Origin of the sequence: Peribacillus frigoritolerans, assembly GCF_001636405.1 — a bacterium.
In the GTDB taxonomy this organism is placed as follows: domain Bacteria; phylum Bacillota; class Bacilli; order Bacillales; family DSM-1321; genus Peribacillus; species Peribacillus frigoritolerans.
The window spans coordinates 285615-307121 of sequence record NZ_KV440950.1 but is presented as its reverse complement, the minus strand read 5'-3'; the positions used below and the strand labels follow the sequence as shown (position 1 = coordinate 307121).

Annotated in this window: 15 protein-coding genes; 3 read left to right on the top strand and 12 right to left on the bottom strand. The window is 43.4% G+C overall.

Annotated features, from left to right (window positions below; translation table 11 throughout):
• Window position 1: 1 nt before the first annotated feature.
• The 10 genes from A6755_RS01540 to A6755_RS01495 all read right to left on the bottom strand — a co-directional run bounded on the left by A6755_RS01540 (window position 2) and on the right by A6755_RS01495 (window position 13030).
• Entirely contained in the window at window positions 2-1483 is a 1482-nt protein-coding gene (locus A6755_RS01540; RefSeq protein WP_063589610.1) for a sugar ABC transporter ATP-binding protein, read from the bottom strand.
• 18 nt (window positions 1484-1501) lie between these two features.
• The gene (rbsD, locus tag A6755_RS01535; protein ID WP_063589609.1) at window positions 1502-1894 is read right to left on the bottom strand and encodes a D-ribose pyranase; all 393 of its coding nucleotides are present in this window, start codon (window positions 1892-1894) and stop codon (window positions 1502-1504) included.
• Window positions 1891-2775 carry a ribokinase gene (gene rbsK / locus A6755_RS01530; protein WP_063589608.1) on the bottom strand — a complete coding sequence of 295 codons (885 nt, stop codon included), beginning with the start codon at window positions 2773-2775 and terminating at the stop codon, window positions 1891-1893. Before rbsK ends, rbsD begins: the two co-directional genes overlap by 4 nt.
• Window positions 2772-3758 (bottom strand): LacI family DNA-binding transcriptional regulator, encoded by a 987-nt coding sequence (locus tag A6755_RS01525; protein WP_034316093.1) that lies wholly within the window; start codon window positions 3756-3758, stop codon window positions 2772-2774. The genes rbsK and A6755_RS01525 overlap by 4 nt, the downstream gene beginning before the upstream one ends.
• Window positions 3759-4645: 887 nt before the next feature.
• On the bottom strand, window positions 4646-6457 hold the full coding sequence (locus tag A6755_RS01520; protein ID WP_063589607.1) for an IucA/IucC family protein: 1812 nt from the start codon (window positions 6455-6457) through the stop codon (window positions 4646-4648).
• 22 nt (window positions 6458-6479) lie between these two features.
• Window positions 6480-7808: a lysine N(6)-hydroxylase/L-ornithine N(5)-oxygenase family protein gene (locus A6755_RS01515; RefSeq protein ID WP_063589606.1), complete on the bottom strand. Its 1329-nt coding sequence runs from the start codon at window positions 7806-7808 to the stop codon at window positions 6480-6482.
• Window positions 7783-8367: a GNAT family N-acetyltransferase gene (locus A6755_RS01510; RefSeq protein ID WP_244889614.1), complete on the bottom strand. Its 585-nt coding sequence runs from the start codon at window positions 8365-8367 to the stop codon at window positions 7783-7785. Before A6755_RS01510 ends, A6755_RS01515 begins: the two co-directional genes overlap by 26 nt.
• Window positions 8357-10159 carry an IucA/IucC family protein gene (locus A6755_RS01505; protein ID WP_063589605.1) on the bottom strand — a complete coding sequence of 601 codons (1803 nt, stop codon included), beginning with the start codon at window positions 10157-10159 and terminating at the stop codon, window positions 8357-8359. The genes A6755_RS01510 and A6755_RS01505 overlap by 11 nt, the downstream gene beginning before the upstream one ends.
• A gap of 2 nt (window positions 10160-10161) precedes the next feature.
• Entirely contained in the window at window positions 10162-11670 is a 1509-nt protein-coding gene (locus A6755_RS01500; RefSeq protein WP_063589604.1) for a pyridoxal phosphate-dependent decarboxylase family protein, read from the bottom strand.
• Window positions 11671-11677: 7 nt separating this feature from the next.
• Entirely contained in the window at window positions 11678-13030 is a 1353-nt protein-coding gene (locus A6755_RS01495; RefSeq protein ID WP_063589603.1) for an aspartate aminotransferase family protein, read from the bottom strand.
• Between the two features lie 885 nt (window positions 13031-13915).
• Here A6755_RS01495 and A6755_RS01490 point away from each other — a divergent pair.
• Complete coding sequence (locus A6755_RS01490) at window positions 13916-15379, top strand: alpha-amylase (RefSeq protein ID WP_063589602.1); 1464 nt, start codon at window positions 13916-13918, stop codon at window positions 15377-15379.
• A gap of 142 nt (window positions 15380-15521) precedes the next feature.
• Window positions 15522-16757 (top strand): peptidase T, encoded by a 1236-nt coding sequence (gene pepT, locus A6755_RS01485; RefSeq protein WP_063592390.1) that lies wholly within the window; start codon window positions 15522-15524, stop codon window positions 16755-16757.
• A gap of 63 nt (window positions 16758-16820) precedes the next feature.
• Here the strand turns inward: pepT and A6755_RS01480 are convergent, their stop codons facing one another.
• Both A6755_RS01480 and A6755_RS01475 read right to left on the bottom strand, forming a co-directional pair.
• Window positions 16821-18890, bottom strand: a complete 2070-nt coding sequence (locus A6755_RS01480; protein ID WP_063589601.1) for a catalase — start codon at window positions 18888-18890, stop codon at window positions 16821-16823.
• Window positions 18891-19397: 507 nt separating this feature from the next.
• Complete coding sequence (locus A6755_RS01475) at window positions 19398-20846, bottom strand: DEAD/DEAH box helicase (RefSeq protein WP_063589600.1); 1449 nt, start codon at window positions 20844-20846, stop codon at window positions 19398-19400.
• 294 nt (window positions 20847-21140) lie between these two features.
• Here A6755_RS01475 and A6755_RS01470 point away from each other — a divergent pair, with 294 nt between their 5' ends.
• Window positions 21141-21473, top strand: a complete 333-nt coding sequence (locus A6755_RS01470; RefSeq protein WP_057278265.1) for a heme oxygenase — start codon at window positions 21141-21143, stop codon at window positions 21471-21473.
• Window positions 21474-21507: the final 34 nt, after the last annotated feature.

Sequence of the window (21507 nt, the reverse complement as noted above, 5' to 3'; positions counted from 1 at the left end):
CCTAGTTCCCTCCTGTCGCCAATGCCATAATTTTTTCTTGCGTCGCTTCCTGCTTTAACAATTCCCCAGCAATCTCACCTTCGTGAACCACAAGGATTCTATCGCTCATTCCAATTATTTCCGGAAGTTCCGAGGAAACCATGATGATGGCGATGCCTCGCTCCGTCAATTCATTCATCAATTCGTAAATTTCACGTTTTGCACCAACATCTATGCCCCGGGTCGGTTCATCCATAATTAATACTTTAGGGGAAGTGCCGATCCATTTGGCGATTACCACCTTCTGTTGATTTCCTCCGGATAGGTTGCCGATGACCGTTTCAGCAGAAGATGTCTTTACGTGAAGGCGCTTAATCATCATTTCGGCAAAGTTCATCTCATCTTCCGTTTTCACGATACCGCTAGGAGCAAAACTCTTGAGATTCGGCAAGCCGATATTTTCCCTTACAGAAAAGTCCAGGATCAATCCCTCTTCTTTACGATTTTCCGTAATGAAAGCCAGGCCGTGTCGAACTGCATCCGTTGGTTTTCGTATGGAAACTTTCTTGCCTTCAATGGTGATTTCACCGCTGTCTATTTGGTCGACACCAAAAAGGGCGCGCATTATTTCCGTTCTGCCTGCTCCCATCAATCCGGCTACACCGACAATCTCACCTTGCCGAACCGCTAAATGGATATCTTCAAAAAGCCCCTTTCTGGTTAAACCTTTCACATCAAGGACTATGTCGCCAGCATTCGATTCACGACTAGGAAAACGGTCCTCCAGCTCCCGCCCGACCATTTTCTGAACGACTTCATCGAAATTTGTTTCTGCAATTCTTTTCGTATCGACTGTCTTTCCGTCACGCATTACGGTGATCCTGTCACAAATGGCGAATATTTCTTCCATTCGGTGAGAAATATAAACAAGCGATACACCCTTTTTGGTAAGCCCCTTCATCACTTCAAAGAGCTTCTCTATTTCCCTATCAGTTAAAGCGGCTGTGGGCTCGTCCATGATGATGACTTCGGCATCCGTCATGAGCGCCTTGGCAATTTCAATCATTTGCTGTTCACCGACAGAACAGAATTCGGCTTCCTTATCAAAAGGAAGGGAAATATTGAGTGTTTTAAATATCTCCTTTGCACGCGCTTTCATTTGTTTCGTCTTCAGGACACCGAAGGCATTCACCATTTCCCTGCCGATAAATAGATTCTCCAGCACGGTCATTTCGGGCCAAATATTCAATTCCTGACGGATAAAGGCCATTCCCGCCTCTTCGGCTTCCTTTGAATCCCTGAAGGAGGTTTCTTTACCGTTAATCTCGATCGTTCCTTGATCTTGTTTATGCAGCCCGGTCAAAATGTTCATCAAGGTTGATTTCCCTGCTCCATTCTCCCCCATTAGTGCATGTACTTCCCCAGCCTCTAAAGAAAAATGAACACCTTCCAATACCTTGTTTTGACCAAATGCTTTATAAATATTGTGCATTTTGATTTGCATGCTCATCATCTCATTTCTTTAAAAGAATACTCCAGACTGCAATATGCAATTTGAATATGGCGTCGTCTCCCCGGTCCGGATAATGGCTTTCGCGTTACTTGTCAGCCTTTTAAAATCCTCATGGGAAACATATTCAATCGCTGCTCCGAATTGCTGCTCCATGTATTGATGCTGTTCCGGGTTTTTAACCTTCACTTCTGTGGCAGCGATAACTTTTTCAACAACCATATCTTCGTGAACCGCCCGGACGACATCTTGAAATGATGGCGTCCCAGGCGTCAATGCTAAATCTATCTTGCAAACTCCGTGCGGCACCGGCAGCCCGGCATCACCTACGACAATATAATCGGTATGACCAAGGTCAACCAAGACCTTTGCTATTGAACTATTGATGATTCCTTGACGTTTCATGCTTCAAAGCCCCTCTCGACCTCTACCCTTTGCGGCATGCCGCCTTGAGCACCTAATTTCGTCACGGAAATGGAAGCTGCCCGGTTCGCGAACAACAAACTTTCGTCAAAACTTTTTCCTTCTGCAACAGCCACCGCAAAGGCAGCATTGAATGTATCCCCTGCACCTGTTGTATCCACCGCTTCCACTTCAAAGCTTGGAACAACCTTTTCTTCATGTCCATCAAAGTAACGGACGCCATTTTTCCCTTCGGTAATGAATAATTTATTTGGATACTCAGTCAAGACTTCCGTTCTATCTCTCCCATCGAATAGTATCTCGAATTCATGTTCATTCGGTGTAAGGAATGATGCCTGTTGAATGACAGCCTCGCTTAGCTTGCGGGCGGGAGCTGGGTTCAATAGTAATCTCTTTTGAAGCGTGCTGCACAACTCAGCCAGATACTCCACAGTTTCCTCGGGTATTTCCTGCTGAACCAACACGATATCCGATTCCTCTATCACCTTTTTCGCCTTTTCCACATATTCAGGAGTAATGAAATCATTCGCACCTTTTACGACAATAATGCTGTTATCACCTTCCGAAAGGGTAATATGTGCTGTCCCTGAAGCAGAACCTGTAACCGGTTCCACATACTTCGTGTTTACATGGTTCTTTTTCAGGTTTTCTAAGATGATCTCTCCATAGACATCATCTCCTACACATCCAACCATCGTCACTTCTGCACCAAGACGTGCCGCTGCAACAGCCTGATTGGCTCCCTTTCCTCCAGGAACCGTGATAAAGGACTCTCCTAAAACCGTTTCCCCCGCCATTGGCCGTTTGGCTGATGTCACCACTAAGTCCATTGATGAACTTCCCACTACTGCAATTCTAATCATGTCTTCTCCGCCTTCCTTCTCGTTGTTTGTCTCTCCACAAAAGAAACAGGGAGCTTTTTATGTGTTACTTCCATTTTTTCTTGATTGATCCTTTTAATTAGCATTTCCGCAGCTTGTGCCCCCATCTCATAGGCCGGCTGCCGAATTGTCGATAAAGGTGGGTGCAATAACGCTGTGAAGGAGATATCATCATAGCCGATCAATTGTATGTCTTCCGGTATCCGTATTCCCCGTTTTAAAATCTCTTGAAGTGCTGCGGCTGCAACAATATCATTACAAGCAATGATTCCATCCGTTTCCGGATATTGCTCGAAAAGCTGCTTCACGCATGTTTGGCCGCCTTGAAGAGTCAGGGATGAATCCATGACTTGCACGTTCACTTTTGCTTGTTTCAATTCTTCCAATGCTGCCATGTACCGTTCATATACAGGCTTTATTTCGACTGGCCCCCTAATGAGGACGATATTCGTACTGCCTCTATCCAGCAATACGCGTGCCGCCAGCTTACCGCCTGTTTTTTGATCGGAATAAACAGCTGGTAATTTCTCTGCTGTACGGTCGAGAAGGACAACTGGAATATCCAGATTATCGAAATTCTCATTGGCTTCTTCACTAGTTGAAGCAATCATGCCCACTACATTGTTTTGCAGGAAAGTGTCAATATATTCTATTTCTTTATCTCGCTTTTCATCACTATTTCCAAAAATCAACCGATAACCAAACTGCTGCAGATAATCCTCGACACCTCTTGCCATTTCCGGGAAGAAGGGATTCGTAATGTCCGGCAAAATCAAACCAACCAATTTGGATTTACGTTTGTAGAGGGATCTTGCCACTTCATTCGGTTTATAATTCAATTTTTCAACAGCAGCCATGACCACCTTTTTTGTGTCCTCATGTGCATAACCACTGCCATTCATAACTCTGGAAACCGTTGCCACAGAAACTCCAGCTTCCTTTGCCACATCCCGAATAGTTGCCAAAATATCACCCTCTATACTTTTGTGTAACCGTTTACACATAGCTTATCACCAATTTAAATGAACGGCAAGCCTTATTCCAAAGATAATTTTTAGGAATTTTGACCCAAAAAAGTACAAAACAATTCTTTTTTTATGCGTACATTTCGTCTCTTTGAGTTTTCCACATATAGGTTTAACACTCTCATTACGTCAAAATCCAGTCTACTTTAAAACATAAAAGACTGTAGCTCTACCTAACTGTTAAAACTAGTTGATTGGAGCGGGTGTACGTGACTCCTGCGGGGAAAGCGCGTCTACGGGAGACCCCGCAGGCGCAAGCCGAGGAAGCTCACGAACCGCCCGCGGAAAGCGAGTGCCTGGAGCGGAAATCAACGGTCAACTTGTTAAAACCATAAAAATACTGTGGAAAGGGGGTCGGAACACATTTTAACAACTTCAACTCCTTAGATATGGGTTCTTTCCAAATTTAATAACAAAGTTGATTGGAGCAGAAGGGACGAGACTCGTGCGGGAAAAGCGCGTCTACGGGAGACCCCGCAGGCGCAAGGCGAGGAGGCTCACGGACCGCCCGCGGAAAGCGAGTGCCTGGAGCGGAAAGCAACGGTCAACTTGTTAAAACCATAAAAAAACTGTGGCAAGAGGGTCGGAACACATTTTAACAAATCCAACACCTTAGATATGGGTTCTTTACAAATATAGTAACAAAGTTGATTGGAGCAGAAGGGACGAGACTCGTGCGGGAAAAGCGCGTCTACGGGAGACCCCGCAGGCGCAAGGCGAGGAGGCTCACGGACCGCCCGCGGAAAGCGAGTGCCTGGAGCGGAAATCAACGGTCAACTTGTAAAAACCATAAGAAAACTGGCCCAGAAGTCTGGGCCAGTTTAACTTTATAGCATTTTTGCAGGAAACTTTTCATAAAGGGCATTATTCACATGCCCAAACTCAGAGGCATGCGGACGGTCTTCACCATCACTATACCCATATTGAAGCATCCGATTTCTATTCAGGCAGAGCTTTGTTAATTTTGGCGCAAAGAAATTGAACGTATCGAAACGATCCTGTAACATAGGGAATTTTTTCTGATGTGTAAGGATTGTTCGAGCGACACCTTCCCAAAAAGCATTCTCATCCAAAAGGGACCTCTTCATCAGAAGTGTTGACAAGTATCGGAAATGACAGATGAATAGTCCCGTAAAAATGAATTGAACCAGCCCCTCCGGAGTCTCACTTCTTAGTACTTTCCTTAAATCATCAGGAAGGCTGCTTAATTCAGGAAGAGGCTGATCACTTACGTTTACATCATCTACAAAATCCTTGATGGCCAAACGGTGAGGTTTGTAATCCTTCAAAACTAAAATGGTATTTTGACCATGCGGCGAGAAGACCAATCCATATTGATAGATGAAATGCAGTAATGGTGATAGGATGACGTCAAATAATTGAGCTGTCCAGGCTTCTGCAGTCAATCCCGATTTTTCAATAAGACTTTCCACATATGGTTTGCCTTTGCTGTCGACATGTAAAAGGGACGCAAGCGTAATGGGCTTTTCGCCTTCTTCCATATAACTGTAAATGCTTTCTCTCCAAATCCCCCCCAGCATCTCCAAATATTGATACGGTACATTCTCTAGCTTGGAATAATACGGGTGATCAACATTTAAACTGGCCACTTCACCAGGAAGCACTACTTTGCATTGTTCTTTCAAGAATGAATCATTTTCATAAATGTTCTTTATATACGTTGTGATTTTTGGGGCAATGACCGTGCGTTCAGCTGGCAATCCACGGTAGACTAGCGTATTTAAAATGCTCATCGGCAGCTTGACGTGGTGTTTATCCTTATTCGATACATTAACAAATGTCCGGATGGATTGTTGCGGCAAATATTTATCAGGACCATTTCCCAAAGCTACGATCAGCCCTTTAGCCAAGTCATCGGTAAAGTTCTGGATGATTACATTCTTCCACTGCCATTCATGAACTGGGAGGTAGTAATAGTTTTCTGCGTTCAGCCCTTTTTCTGTCAATGTCTTTGCAAATGATTTTTGGGTTTCCCCATCCAGTTCATTCTCCATCAGTTGCTTATAGGATAACGTTTCGACTGAATTGAACTCCCCCCTCTTTTTATGAACGGCAATCCAGGATAACTGAACTTCCTTCTGGTTTTCTGGGGCGAACTTCAAATAATCATCATAACCAAAACCGATTCTTCCCTTGTTATAAGCAATCCAAGGGTGACCGCTCATTTCTCCTTCAAGTAATGCATAATCCAGTTCGACTAAATCATCCGCATTTTGTTCAGGTTTGGATAGCAATTGGAGATCCGCAAGCAGCGTATGATGGAATTCTTTGATTAAATGTCCTGTTGTTTCTGCAGTCATCCCAATTAACGGCTGGATGTCCAAAATGAATTGAATAGCATCTTTGGCCTGTGTAATGCCTTCCGTTTCACATACCTGGATTGACTCGGCCTGTACTTCATAGCTGTCAAAAAGACGGGGCGACGCTAAAAATCGATAAGATTTCCCCTCATTTATCTTTAACTCATATAGATTTGCTGCTGCGTTTTCGTTCAGGGCAGCTGGATGGATCATATCCTCATACATATACTCAGAAATCATCTTGGCTAGCAGGTTTTGGTTTACTATCGACCAATTTTTTTCTGAAACTGCCTGTTCCACTTCATTTATGAACTGCATATAATTCTCCCCTTCCCTTTTTTCAGTAAGCCATGACGGGTTTTTTTACACGGAATGACTGAAATGCACCCTTTGGCTTCGATGGATAAACTTCTTTACCTGCCAATTGATTGATGATAATCGAATTTCGGAATGCCCCCAGACCTAGATCCGGAGCACCCACACCATGTGTATGTATCTCGCCATTTTGAATAAATAGGTGATTCGGTGTAGAGATGGCCGTTCCTACCTTGTAGTCTTTCGTTATTGCAAGACGCCCCAAGTCATCGCGGACTAAATGGTCCTCCATGGTTTCAAGGAATGCCGGAAGGGTTGATTTATAGCCCGTCCCAAAAACAATCGCCTCTGTGTCCACGTCAAATTCGCTATCTTCAACCCACTGTCGGCATTTCAATTGCCAGCCATTTTCGGCGGGGGTAACTGCCGCAACTTCCGTCATGGCCCGAAGTTCAATGGCAAGTTCGGCATTTCCAATCGATTTCTCATACATCTTGTCAAAAATTGCTGCAATGGTCGTAGCGCTGATCCCTTTATACAATAAATCCTGTTTCGGCAGGATTTCATCCTTCTTTTCCTGCGGCAGCCGATAAAAGAAATCAAGGTAATCCGGAGTGAAGTATTCCAATCCAAGTTTTGAATATTCCATAGGGAAAAACCCCTTGGATCTTGTATACCAGTTTAGCTGGTAGCCATATTCCTCCTGCTCATTAAGCAAATCCAGAAAGACCTCGGCTGCACTCTGTCCAGATCCGACAACCGTTACGGATTTTTTCTTTAAGATGTTTTCTTTATTCCGTAAATATTCGGCCGAATGCAGGATGCTCTCTCCCATATATGGCTGAAAGGCCGATGGAACATTCGGGGAACTGCCAATTCCCATGACTACATGGCGGCTATAATAGACTTCGATCTTTTGTGTTTGTGCATCCCTTACACTGATTTGATAGCAGGGTTCACCTTGATTTCCTATATATTCAACCGCCTCGACCGCTTTGCCAAAACGGCAGCTATCAAGTTGATGGGCAGCCCAGCGGCAATAGTCGTTATATTCTTTTCGTGGAATCAAGAATTTTTCAAGGAAGTAGAAATGATAAAGCCGATCATGCTGCTGTAAATAATTCAGGTAGCTATATGGGCTTGTCACATCTGCCATGCTAACCAGATCGGCAAAGAACGGCACTTGCAGCGTTGTCCCTTCCAGCAGCATCCCTTCATGCCAATTAAATTCCCCCTTTTTCTCAAAAAAGACGGCATTCAACTCCGGGGTTTTCTCCAAAAGGGCCGCAAGTCCAAGGTTAAAAGGACCAATCCCTACCCCTACCAGGTCATAGATAGATTGTTGCTTTTCCATAGTTCCACTTCCTCTCGAAATTCCCCCGTGTGCATGACATAAGCAATGCTGTTTTGTCAGGGAGTTCTATCTCTTTAATTGGGGTAAACCCGCATTTTTCAAATAAATGAATCATCTTTGCATTCCTGATATCCGGTTCAGCCATCACTTTGTTTGTGGTTGAAGTAAGTAGTTGGAATTTCACCATTGCCCGTAAAAACGGCAAAGCCAGTCCTTTTCCTAGATAATCCGGATCACCAATGAGTAAATGAATGCCTTGATCTCCCTCTTCGGATTCATAATAACCTTCGATGATATCGCCTTTTACCCAATACGATTCCCAATAGCTCATGGGAATGGAGTCCAGACAGCCTAAATAAAGTGTTTGGTGTGTATCAGCCAATGCCTTTTTTAAATGAACAGCGAATTTTTCTTTTGTGAAATTCAAATTCCAGTAGGGTATCACATGATCTTCATGCATCCATTCATGCAGTGTATCCAAATCCCTCTCAAATTCAACTTTGACAAATGAAAGCTGTTTATTGCAGTCCTTGAGCATTTCCTCATAACTATTTTTCATGGACGGCCATGACCCCCTGCGCGAACGGATTATCAATCGTTGTATAAACGGATTGTGTCTCGAGTGAACCAACAAGCTCATCCATATCATGGAATCGTGTCAGTAAATTAGCCTTACAAGTTAATTCACGGGCATGAAGCAACTTTGAAACAACTCGATTCAACCCTTCATCTTCGCTATCCCTGCTGTATGTTTCCAGTTGTTCCTGAACGAGCTGTAACAGTTTGTTTTCCGATACTAATCCTTCCGTTCCAAAATTATTGATTAAGCCTAATAAGTGATTAAAAAAGAAATAGTATTGCAGTCTTTCTTCAGCGACTTCATCAGAACAAATCGTGAAGCTTTTTTCACTTAGTTCCGGCATGATTTTCTGCAGCCTGTCCACTTTGGACTCACAATAGTAATACCCTTGATTATCACGATAATAAAAAGCGGCTGGATACCCATCTTGAAGCTGAATGATGGAATTTTGTTGATGGGCTTCCAAAACGATTCCATACTCTTCGAATAGCCAAAGCATCGGTTTCAATGTCATTGACAGATAGGTTTTGAACCAATCCTCACTTACTACTTCGGTACTGCGGTCTTCATCAGCTGATAATTTCCGGATGATCGCTCCAAGCCTTGATGGTGCACCATAGGCATTATCCTGACATAAGCCGGCAATCAGGCTTGCTTGTTTATCGTTTTCATAAAAAGGATTTTCCCGGATATCAACATCGAATCCCGATTCTTGCTCGGTCGTTTTGATCGTTAAGTAAGCAGGGTCCTTGATGATACGGAAGGAGGGGTGCCGTTCTTTTAGATCGTCGCCCACTTTAGAATCTATTAATTTTGCAATTTCGACACCGCGATCTAATTCTTTTTGCAGATTTGCACGTAAGGAATTCGTGATTTTTACCGGAACGGAAAATTTGTACATATATCTCGATGTGGCACTATATACCGTTCTAAATGAAGAGGTGGCCGTGAATTTTTTTCCAAGCGGTCCTGCATAAACTAGTGTCCCTTGCTCGATCAGCCTCTTGACCTCCTCTTTTTCGATAAGGGCTTTTGCCTGGAGCGGGTGTGCCGGGATAATGATGTATCGGCTTTCCTTTTGGCAATACGTGTCACGAAATTCACTGGAAATCTCCAAGTCACCGGCTAATTCCTGTTTAATGATTTCACTTGCCGATCGGCCTTCACTGGAATCCTGAATGACGATCGAAGGTTCTGCCAGGAAGTAGTGCAGCTGGAACTCCCCTTTTAATTCAGGAGAATAGATCCATTCATCTTTTGCCGAAATGCCTTGCTTGCTTTTCGGTGTCGGATGGAACAGATGTCCGAATAAAAGTGACTGCTCTGCTTCGATGTAGGTGAAATCAGGACTTTGAAGGGCATCAGCGTCTTCCGTCCTCGCTTCCACATACCGTTGAATGTTTTGGCTGCTAAGGATGACACGCAGCATCAATTCATCTTCACTATCCGTCCGGCCCTGTTCATTCAATAATTCTTTAGAAACGATCGAGACCATTGTCACGTAATCTAATTCAAGTACTTGCTTGGATGCCGTTTGATAGTAAATCGGGAAGTTGAAAATATGACGCCCCGTTTCCGACCAATATTTAAGCGGAACAAGCATTGCAATATCTTGGGACATGAGCTTACTGACCACTAATGAATCCGGGATGGCCCCATCTAAGTTTGGCCAGTTTTTCGTTTCTTCTAAATTGTAATTTCCGGTTTCCCGGAAATAACAATTCAGAAAGCTTTGCATCGTTGCCCTTTCAGCTATTTGCTTACCATTCATCTTCATTCCTCCATTATCTTGAACATTTCACCTAATACTCGGATTTCATCTAAAATTCCCTCTATGTGTTCAAGGCTTGTCATTGGATTCAATAGTGTCATTTTTAAATATACCTGTCCGTCAAAACGCGTTTTTGCTAAAAATGCCCGTCCGCTTTTCAGTAACTCCTGCTGAATCTGTTTATTTAATAGATTGACTAACTGATCACTTTCTCCCTCGGGATTATAACGGAATACAACCGCATTCAATTCGGGTTCTTTATTTAATACTGTGAATCCTTCCTCCTTATCAATCTTCGCTGCCACTTTACGTGCAAGATGGCAAGTATAGTCGATCATTTCGGCAAAGGTATCCAGTCCAACGACCTTCAATGACATCCAGAGCTTCAATGCGTCGAACCTTCTCGTCGTTTGAACCGATTTATTGACTAAATGAACCATGCCCTCGGCTTCATCTTCCTGTGGATTCAAGTAATCGGCGTGATGCTGGATATATTGAAATGAGTTGCTGTCAGAGACAAGAAAAGCACCACAACTGATGGGTTGATAGAATAATTTGTGAAAATCAACCGTAATCGAGTCGGCCCGTTCAATTCCGCTGATTAACTCTTTGTAATCCTTACTTAAAATCATCGCGCCTCCATATGCGGCGTCCACATGCAGCCATATCCCATTTTTCCTTGCCGCTTCGGACAATTCATGTAAAGGATCGATTGAACCGAAATCCGTTGTTCCACAAGTTGCAACGATGGCAAATGGCAGTAAACCCTGTTCCTCTAAAATCGACATTTGATGATTTAATTCATCCATGGACAGACGGTGGTTTGAATCCGTTTTAATCGTGACTACAGACTGTTCACCAAGCCCCAGCTGTGCCGCTGATTTACGGACCGTAAAGTGGGCAGCCTCGGAGCATAGGATCCGCAATTTTTTCGCCTCGACTGGCAAACCTTGCTGCTGAACATCCACACCCCAGAAACGCTTGCAATAAGCGTCCCTCGCCAATAGCAGTCCCATATAATTGGATTGGGTTCCACCGCTTGTGAAAATCCCATCCGCTTGTTCAGGTAACCCCACCTGGCTGCACAGCCAATCTATTAAACGCTCTTCAACGAAGGTGGCAGCAGAGCTTTGGTCCCATGAATCCATGGATTGATTCAACGTGCCGATAATCATTTCGGCAGCCACGGCAGGTATTAATGTCGGGCAATGCAAATGTCCGATACAAGCGGGGCTGTGTACATTGATGCTGTCATTAATAACAAACTCCGCCAGCTCATCCGCTACAGCTTCCATTGTCTTCCCTTTTGGAGAAGCAAGGGACAGCTCGTTTAATCTTGCTTCGATTTCATACGGTTTTTTCCCAGAGTATGGTGAATCGTTCCCTTTTAAAAAGTCTGTCAGCCTTTTTTCAATGATTTTCAATGACTGGCTGTAGTTGTTGAAGCCTTCTTCGTTATTCAAGAACATCCGAGAATATGCAAAATCCGTTTTATTTATCATTTCGATCATTGATCATTCACCCTCTTGCAACTGCTGCACGAACAGCTTGTTCAAAAATTGCAGTGGCTTCGCGAAGCTGGGATTCCGTTACGATCAATGGAGGCAGGAACCTCACTACACTTCCATGTCTGCCGCCAACTTCCAGAATCAACCCTCTTTGAAAACATTCCTGTTGAATGGCACTGGCAAGTTGCGAATCAGCAGGATGGCTTCCATTCGCATTTTGCGGTTCTTCATGATTGATCATTTCCACACCGACCATTAATCCCCGGCCCCTGACATCGCCGATTTGCTTAATATCTTTTTGCAAATCTTTAAGAATATCCTTTAAGATTTCTCCCATTTTAGCGGCATGCTCCACAAGATTCGTCTCTTTCATGTATTTTAAAGTCGCTGTTCCTGCTGCCATCGCCATTTGATTTCCGCGGAACGTACCGATATGTGCACCTGGTGACCATAGGTCCAGCTCTTTGTTATAAATCACCACCGATAATGGAAGACTTCCGCCTATTGCTTTGGATAGGACAAGAACGTCCGGGACAATACCTGCATGTTCAAAGGCAAACATCTTCCCTGTACGGCCGATACCTGATTGAACTTCGTCGATAATAAGCGGAATGCCCTTCTCTTTCGTTATTCTCCTGATTTCCTTAAGCCATGGAATTGGAGCTGGAATGGAACCTCCCTCGCCTTGTACTGCCTCCAAAATCATCCCTGCAGGTGCCAATAATCCTGATTCGGGATCATTCAATAGATTTTCGATATACTGGCTGCTGATTTTATGGCTTTCTTCTCCGCCTACTCCGAAGGGACACCGATATTGATAGGGATACGGCAGAAATTGCACATCTGGCATTAACCCTTGGATTTTTTCCTTTGGTTTTGCATTGCCGCTAATTGACATCGTTGCATGCGTTGCCCCGTGGTAAGCTCCCTGGAAAGATAAAATGCTTCTGTTGCCTGTCGCTGTCTTAACCAGTTTAAGTGCTGCCTCGATGGCATCTCCGCCAGTAGGACCGCAGAATTGAATTTTTGCATTTTTTCTGAATTTCTCTGGCAGGCATTCAAAAATTTCATCGACGAATTGTTCTTTGATCGGCGTCGTAAAGTCCAATGTATGTAAAGGACGTTTATCCTTAAGAACTTTTTCCATTGCTTCAAGCACTGCCGGATGATTGTGTCCGAGCGCTAATGTTCCAGCCCCGGCAAGAAAATCGATATATTGTTTCCCATCCATGTCTGTCAGGTAAATTCCCTCCGCCTGATCAATCGCCATGGGTAATCTTCTAGGATAAGACCGGGCATTTGATTCCCTTGTATTTTGTTGTTCCAGTAGTTGGTCATTTTTTGTGAGCGTGTTCGTTATCATAGTGAACCTCCATGTATTGAATTAATTGAGAATAATTATCATTATCATGAACCTTATTTTACTGATAATGATAATTGTTCTCAATGAGTAAATCCACTCATTTTTCTTCTAGTAAATTCCAATAAAATTAAGAAAAGGTTAAAAATGGGGCCTATTCTCTATTTATCTATTAAATATAAAAAAGTTTGTGGAAGCCAAGACAGAAAGCAGTATGGGCGGCGGAGAGAATGGTGCACCTCCTGGTATAAACGGGAACATGGGCCAAAAGGGGGCAGGTAACAGCAGCTCCTCAAAAGATATGATCATTCTATCTTCCATGCTCCTAATCTTATTATTAGGTGCAATGGCTTTCGCCCACTTCTTTAGACGAAGAGGTAAAAAAGGATAAGGACGATACCCTTCCAATATGAACAAGCCATCCCAAAATATTCGGGGTGCCTTATTTTATAGGCAAAAGAGATTCTACTAAATTTCATAACGAAGTGGATTGAAACGGAGGGTGCGAGACTACTGCGGGAGATACGCGTACATGGGAGACCCCACAGGCGCAAAGAGTCGAGGAGGCTCCCGGACCGCCCGCGGAAAGCGAGCGGCCGCAGTGGAAAGGAACGATTGATATCCACCCACTCCCCCAAAATTATTGAATGGGCGTCTAGACTTTTCCCGGTTATTCCTACACATTTGAATTATTTTTAGCTGCTAACCAATATAAAATATCCTTATTTGGTATAAAATAGTAAAATAGAGGAGTGAATGAACCTCACTCAAGAGGGTTATTCACTTGTTTATCATTTGAATTTAGGGGGTAAAGATTTTCATTATTACTTTATCCGATCGTACAGTTTCACTTTTGTTAAAATCGGGTCGGTGTCAGGGGGGAAACGGATGAAAAGAAATCATACGATGATGCAATTTTTTGAGTGGCATCTTGAGGCAGATGGTTCTCATTGGGACAGATTGAAATACGCAGCCTCTAAGTTGAAGGATATAGGAATTGATTGCGTTTGGCTTCCGCCAGTTACCAAAGGGCAATCCGTTGGGGATAATGGATATGGAATATATGACGGTTACGATTTGGGGGAATTTGACCAAAAAGGAACAGTTCGTACCAAATACGGGACCAAAGATGAATTGCTGCAAGCAATAGCCACTTGCCATAACTACGGACTTTGCGTTTATATCGATTTAGTCATGAACCATAAAGCAGGAGCTGATGGAACCGAAAAATTTGAAGTGATTGAAGTCAATCCAGACAACCGGATGGAAGATATCTCAGAACCATTTGAAATGGAAGGCTGGACAAAATTCGATTTCCCGGGCCGTAAAAATAAATACTCTGACTTTAAGTGGAACCATACCCATTTTAACGGTACAGACTATGATGCCGAGAACGACAAAATGGGTGTATTTCGAATCACAGGCGAAAATAAGCACTGGAATCAGCATGTCATTGATGAATTCGGAAACTATGATTATTTAATGTTTGCCAACATCGATTACAGCCTGCCGGAAGTTCGTCAGGAAATGATTCGCTGGGGAAAATGGATGGTTGATACGTTAAAGTGTGATGGTTTTCGTTTGGACGCCGTTAAGCATATCGATTATGAATTCATCAATGAGTTCCTCCAAGAACTCATTCCTTATACAAAGGAACATTTCTTCATGGTCGGCGAATTTTGGAAGGCGGATGTTAAAGCTTGTCAAACATACTTAGAGCAAACCAATCATGACCTCAACTTGTTCGATGTTTCCCTGCATTATAAATTTCATGAGGCCTCAAAAGCAGGAGCAGACTTCGACCTCTCAACCATCTTTGATGATACCCTCGTCCAAACCAATCCGGCACAGGCCGTCACTTTTGTCGACAACCATGACTCCCAGCCTCATGAATCACTGGAATCTTGGGTAAAGGACTGGTTCAAACCATCGGCATATGCACTTACCCTGCTTAGACTTTGCGGTTATCCTTGTGTCTTTTACGGGGACTATTATGGAATCGGCGGACCTTCTCCCGTGCCTGGGAAAAAGGATATCCTGGATCGCCTACTATATGCCAGGTATGAAAAAGCTTACGGAGAACAGACCGACTACTTTGATGATCCAAATACGATAGGATGGGTCCGGCACGGAGTTGAAGAGCTAGAAGGCTCGGGGTGTGCCGTCATTATCTCCAATGGAGATCACAACAGTGAAAAAAGGATGTTCGTCGGTGAACATCGTGCTGGTGAAATCTGGATTGATTTAACATGTCATAAAGATGACCACATTACCATTGAAGAAGATGGTTTCGCGACCTTCCCCGTTCATGGGAAAAGCGTATCCGTATGGGCCTTGAATAATCCACTCTAAAAAGGGGATATCAAAGAACGGCATGTCGCTTTCGATATGCCGTTCTTTGCTGATGACACCGCCCTTGAGGATTTCAAATAAAGATAATTTTTCCATTTTAATTAATCATGGTAAGATAAGGGAGAAAGGAGTTGAAGGAAAAGTGAAAAATGAAATCATTGAAAGATTCACTTCTTATGTGAAAGTGGATACCCAATCGAATGAGGAAAATCCCTCATGCCCCTCTACACCCGGACAGCTGACATTGGCAAATGCATTGGTCAAGGAACTTCAATCCATTGGGATGAAGGAAGTGACTATTGATCCGAACGGCTATGTCATGGCAACCTTGCCAGCCAATTCAAATAAGGATGTCCCGACAATCGGTTTCTTGGCCCATGTCGATACAGCAACGGATTTCACTGGAAAAGATGTAAAACCGCAAATCGTTGACAACTATGATGGCAAAGATCTTACTCTACATGAAAAATTGGATGTCATTCTTTCACCTGATGATTTTCCTTCGCTTAAGAACTATATAGGGCATACCTTGATTACAACGGATGGGACAACCCTGTTGGGAGCAGATAATAAGGCTGGAATTGCCGAAATCATGACTGCCATGGATTATTTGATCCAGCATCCGGAAATCAAGCATGGAAAAATCCGTGTTGCTTTTACTCCCGATGAGGAAATCGGCAGGGGACCCCATAAGTTTGATGTAGATGCCTTTGATGCCCAATTTGCCTACACCGTGGACGGTGGCCCGCTTGGAGAACTTGAATATGAGAGCTTCAATGCAGCATCGGCCAAAATCCTGATCAAAGGGACGAATATTCATCCTGGAACGGCTAAAGGGAAAATGGTTAATTCGGCGAAAATCGCCATGGAATTCCATAATAAGCTCCCAGCGGCAGAAGCACCTGAATATACGGAGGGTTATGAAGGATTTTATCACCTGCTTTCCTTTCATGGTGATGTGGAAGAGACCAAGCTTTCTTACATCATCAGGGATTTCGACCGCCAAAAATTCAATGAACGCAAGGAATATATAACAAAAGTAATCGAAGATTTGAAAGAAAAATATGGGCAAAACCGAATCCAGCTCGAATTACACGACCAATACTTCAACATGAAGGAAAAAATTGAGCCCGTGAAGGAAATCGTGGATATCGCCCATGAAGCAATGGAGAAACTCGATATAAAACCGAAAATCTCGCCAATACGCGGTGGTACGGACGGTTCTCAATTATCGTATATGGGCCTGCCAACACCCAACATCTTTACGGGCGGGGAGAACTTTCATGGAAAATATGAGTTTATTTCCGTTGATAATATGATATTGGCCACTAAGGTGATCGTTGGCATTGCATCACTTTTTGAAGAAAAAGCAAAGTAGCTTGATACGAAATATCTATTGAATAACCCCCCAGACTTCAAGTCTGGGGGGTTTCAATAGATATTAAGCGCGTTTCCAGTGACGGTGCTTGGCAATTGCCTCGATAAAAGCAGAAACGCTATTTTTATCCGTAACTGCTACAATGCCTGAAGCTGGATCATTGGAAACGATGCCTGCCTTCGATAAGATCTCGGCCCCTTCTTTTCCCGCACCAATCGCTTTGAAATGATTGTAGGCTTCATCAATAAAGTAAATGGGTTCCTTGGATGCCATTAAAGTATCGACACTCTCCTGCCCCCCTGCTACATATACAGCATCGAAAAGTACCGAATCGGCTGTCAGGAATGTCTGGTTCACCTCGACCTGCTGTCCTTCAGAACTTGTAACCACTCCACGATTATGACTGATGAATTCAGCCGTTATACCTGCCGATTTAAATGATTCCAAGACTTGATTAACCTCTGAACCGTTGAAACCATCTGCAGCCAAGATAGCCACTTTCCTTGTTGCGGCCGTGTTCACTTTCATTTGCTCCTGGCTTAAAGCAGGAGAAGCCAAGTCCATTTGAACCTCACTTTTGTTGGATGGAGGATTCACGCCCACTCCCATGGCGATCGTTTTGGCCAGTTCAACATCCACATTGCTGAACATCTCGACAATTTGCTGCTGAACATCCTTACTTTTCACTTTTCCCACTTCAAAGTGGAAGGCCTGAATAATATGCTCCTTCTCCACTTCCGTCATGCTATTCCAAAATAATTTAGCCTGGCTGTAATGATCCTTGAAGCTTTCACTGCGCTGCCGGACCTTCCTGCCATCAACCTTTTCCTGGTAATGTGCATAGCCGCCTTCCCCTTCCGAAGCAGGTTCAGGAGAGTTGCCTGCAAGGGAATTTTTGTGGTAGCTGACCGGTCCTGGATTTATTGACATCCGGTGCATGCCATCGCGCTGATTATTATGAACGGGGGCAACCGTCCTATTAATCGGTAGCTCATGGAAGTTCGGTCCTCCCAATCTGGATAGCTGGGTATCGGTGTATGAGAATAAACGTCCCTGAAGCAGCGGATCATTTGAAAAATCAATACCCGGTACAACATGCCCCGGATGGAAAGCTATCTGTTCAGTCTCTGCAAAAAAGTTATCCGTATTTTGGTTCAAAACCATTTTTCCGATTATTTTAACCGGGATTTGTTCTTCCGGCCATAGTTTAGTAGGATCAAGGATATCAAAGTCGAAATTGAATTCATCTTCCTCCTTAATCATTTGGACGCCAAATTCAAATTCAGGATAATTCCCGGTATCTATTGCTTCCCACAGATCTTGGCGGTGAAAATCGGGATTCTTCCCTGCAATTTTCTGTGCCTCATCCCAGACAAGGGATTTTACTCCTAGTACAGGCTTCCAATGGAATTTAACGAAATGGGCCACGCCTTGTTCATTTACAAAACGGAATGTATGGACACCAAACCCTTCCATCATCCGGAAACTTCTCGGTATGGCCCTATCAGATAGATGCCACATGACCATATGTGCCGTTTCTTCATTGTTGGCGACGAAATCCCAAAACGTATCATGGGCAGATGCGGCCTGAGGTATTTCGTTATGAGGCTCCGGTTTAACCGCATGAATTAGATCCGGGAACTTAATGGCGTCCTGGATAAAAAATACCGGAATATTATTTCCGACCAAATCATAGTTTCCTTCCTCCGTATAAAACTTTGTGGAAAATCCTCTTACATCACGGACCGAGTCTGCTGATCCGCGGGAACCTGCCACCGTGGAGTAACGAACGAATACTGGTGTCTTGACTGAAGGGTCTTGAAGAAACTTGGCTTTTGTATATTCGGTCATCGGTTCATATACCTGAAAATATCCATGTGCTCCAGATCCACGCGCATGGACAATCCTCTCAGGAATACGCTCATGGTCAAAATGAGTCATTTTTTCACGAAAATGAAAATCCTCCATCAAAGTTGGACCACGGGTTCCCGCTTTCAAAGAATGCTCATCCTCAGAAACACGCAAACCTTGGTTAGTCGTCATCTTTTTCCCATTATCGTCCACTCGATATTGATCCAACTGCCGCTGCTTACTTTGCCCATCGATTCTTCCGCTTTCATTTGCTTTCGTCATCCCACTCAATCCCTCCATGTCTAAGAATTCAGATTAAATCGCGTTGTTTATTGTCTACAGGATCGTTGACTTCCACTCCAGGCACTCACTGTCGGCGGGCGGTCCGTGGGCCTCCTCAGCGCCTTTGCGCCTGGGGGGTCTCCCCTGACTCGCTTTTCCCGCAGGAGTCTAGCACACCTTACGTCCCAATCAACTTTGTTTTAAAATTAGATAAACCCCTTTTTTCTACAAACAGATGTATTTATTGTTTCGAAATAATCGCGTTATCCTTCCTCATATACCACTCTGTTTTGACGGTTAAACAGAATTTGGAGAAAGAATCTTAACCTCCTCATAAACAAAAAAACTACTATTTCAGTGAGGGACGGATCATTTCGGGGGAGGGCGAATTATCTGTGTGTAGGCTGAATTTTCCCCCGGTGGGTCGAAAAGTTCCTGTCCCAAGTCATATAAAAAAGAAGCGGGAAGACCGATTTTCGGTCTTCCCGCTTCTTTTATTCGACATCTTTAGTTCTTAAAGGCCTCTGAAACCTTCAAAAGTTTGCCTTTCACTTTCGTATTTTTCATCACTTTCAAGACAAGCGGTCCTTTTTCATTCAATATTTCTACATAAGAAACATTATCCTGGATCGTAATGATCCCGATGTCCTCTGCATTCACTCCATCAATCTTAGCGATGGTTCCGACAAAATCCACAGCCCTGAGTTTCTTTTTCTTGCCGCCATTAAAATACAGCTTCATGATTTGTTTATTCAATTGTTCACTTTTATCTTTTTTGATTTTTGGACGGGCTTCCAGTTTGGCTTCGAATTCCGTTTTGTTATTGGAAACTTCCTCTTTAGATGGAGCAGTCATCTTAGGGATTTCAAAACCGATATATCCTTGGATCTCGGTAAGGAATTTGTCTTCGTACGGCGTCATAAAAGTAATGGCCTTTCCTTTTTTACCGGCACGGCCCGTTCTTCCTGTTCGATGTACGTAACTTTCCTTTTCTAATGGCAGGTCATAGTTAATTACATGGGTTATATTGTCGATGTCAATCCCACGGGCAGCAACATCTGTTGCAACCAAATAGCGGAATTCACCTCTTCTGAATTCATTCATCACTGCAAGGCGATCTTCCTGAAGCATGCCGCCGTGAATCATGTCACACGGATATTCCAGTTCCAGCAGCTGTTCACATACTTGGTCCACCCTATCTTTCGTCCGGCAAAAAATGATGCAGCTATCAGGGTTTTCCGTGATGGTTACGTCTCTAAGCAGGGAAAACTTGTCATCTTCTTTCACTTCTATAAGGGCATGTTCAATTTTCTCCGTCGTTAAACCCTTTGCTTTGATTTCAATATCCAAAGGATCCTTCATATATTGCTTGCATAGTTTTTTTATACTCTCAGGTAATGTAGCAGAGAACAGCATGGTTACTCTATCTTTCGGAAGCTCCTTAATAATGGCTTCCACTTGTTCGATGAAGCCCATATTCAGCATTTCATCCGCTTCATCAATAACTAAATGAGTTAAGCGTTCCAATGCAAATGTCCCTTTCTCGATATGATCCAGAACACGACCCGGGGTTCCGACGACTACATGGCTTTTTTGTTTCAATTCCGCTTTTTGCAGTGCGAATGGATGTTTTCCATAAACTGCAGTAGCCTTTATCCTCTTAAATCTGCCAATATTCGTAATATCCTCTTTTACCTGTACAGCGAGCTCACGTGTCGGTGTTAAAATAAGCGCCTGAGGCTTATTTTCTTCCCAATCGACCATTTCGCAGATCGGTATGCCGAATGAAGCGGTCTTGCCGCTTCCTGTTTGCGATTTAACGACAAGATCCCGCCTTTTCAGCGCCACTGGAATCACCTCGCGCTGTACTTCGGTTGGATGTTGATATCCCAAGCTTTCTAATGCCCTAACAATTTCATCGCTTAATGTATAGTCAGTAAAACTCAATTCATTCATATAACAGCCTCTTTTGTTGTTTAGTATGTTGCTTTATTGTTCCCATAATCGTAATTTCCTTATACAGAGTTCTATTATACGCGATATGCACCAATAAACCTTGTAATATCCAAATTCAATAGTTCTATTTCAATATAATGAAACGTCCGTCTTTATTGAAACAATGTCTTCAGGGCCCCCATGATTGGAGTTAATCAAAATGGACCCTGCTTCTTTCAATATGCTAAAATATGTATGAAATTGCGGAAATAAAGGGTGTATATTCCAAACCGATGGCCAAAAGGAGGACTCATTATGATAATCGTAACGAATAGAATCAGAGTCAAAAAAGGGATGGGTGCAGTCATGGCCCCAGGATTTACTGCACCAGGACCACTTGATACGATGGAAGGCTTCGTAAAAGTTGAAGTATTATTAACGCAGAATTTGACGGATCACGATGAACTGAGCGTTAATATGTACTGGGAAAACCTTGATAACTTTACGGCTTGGAGAAATAGCGATGCATTCAAAGCTGCACATAAACGGCCTGAACCAGGTTCCGGTGAAGCAAAAAAAGAATCTCCAATTCTAGGCAGCGAGCTTACAACGTATGAAGTCGCCTCGGTAAAGGAAATAGCCAAATAATGAAATCACACAAAAAAGAGGCCGCAAAATATGC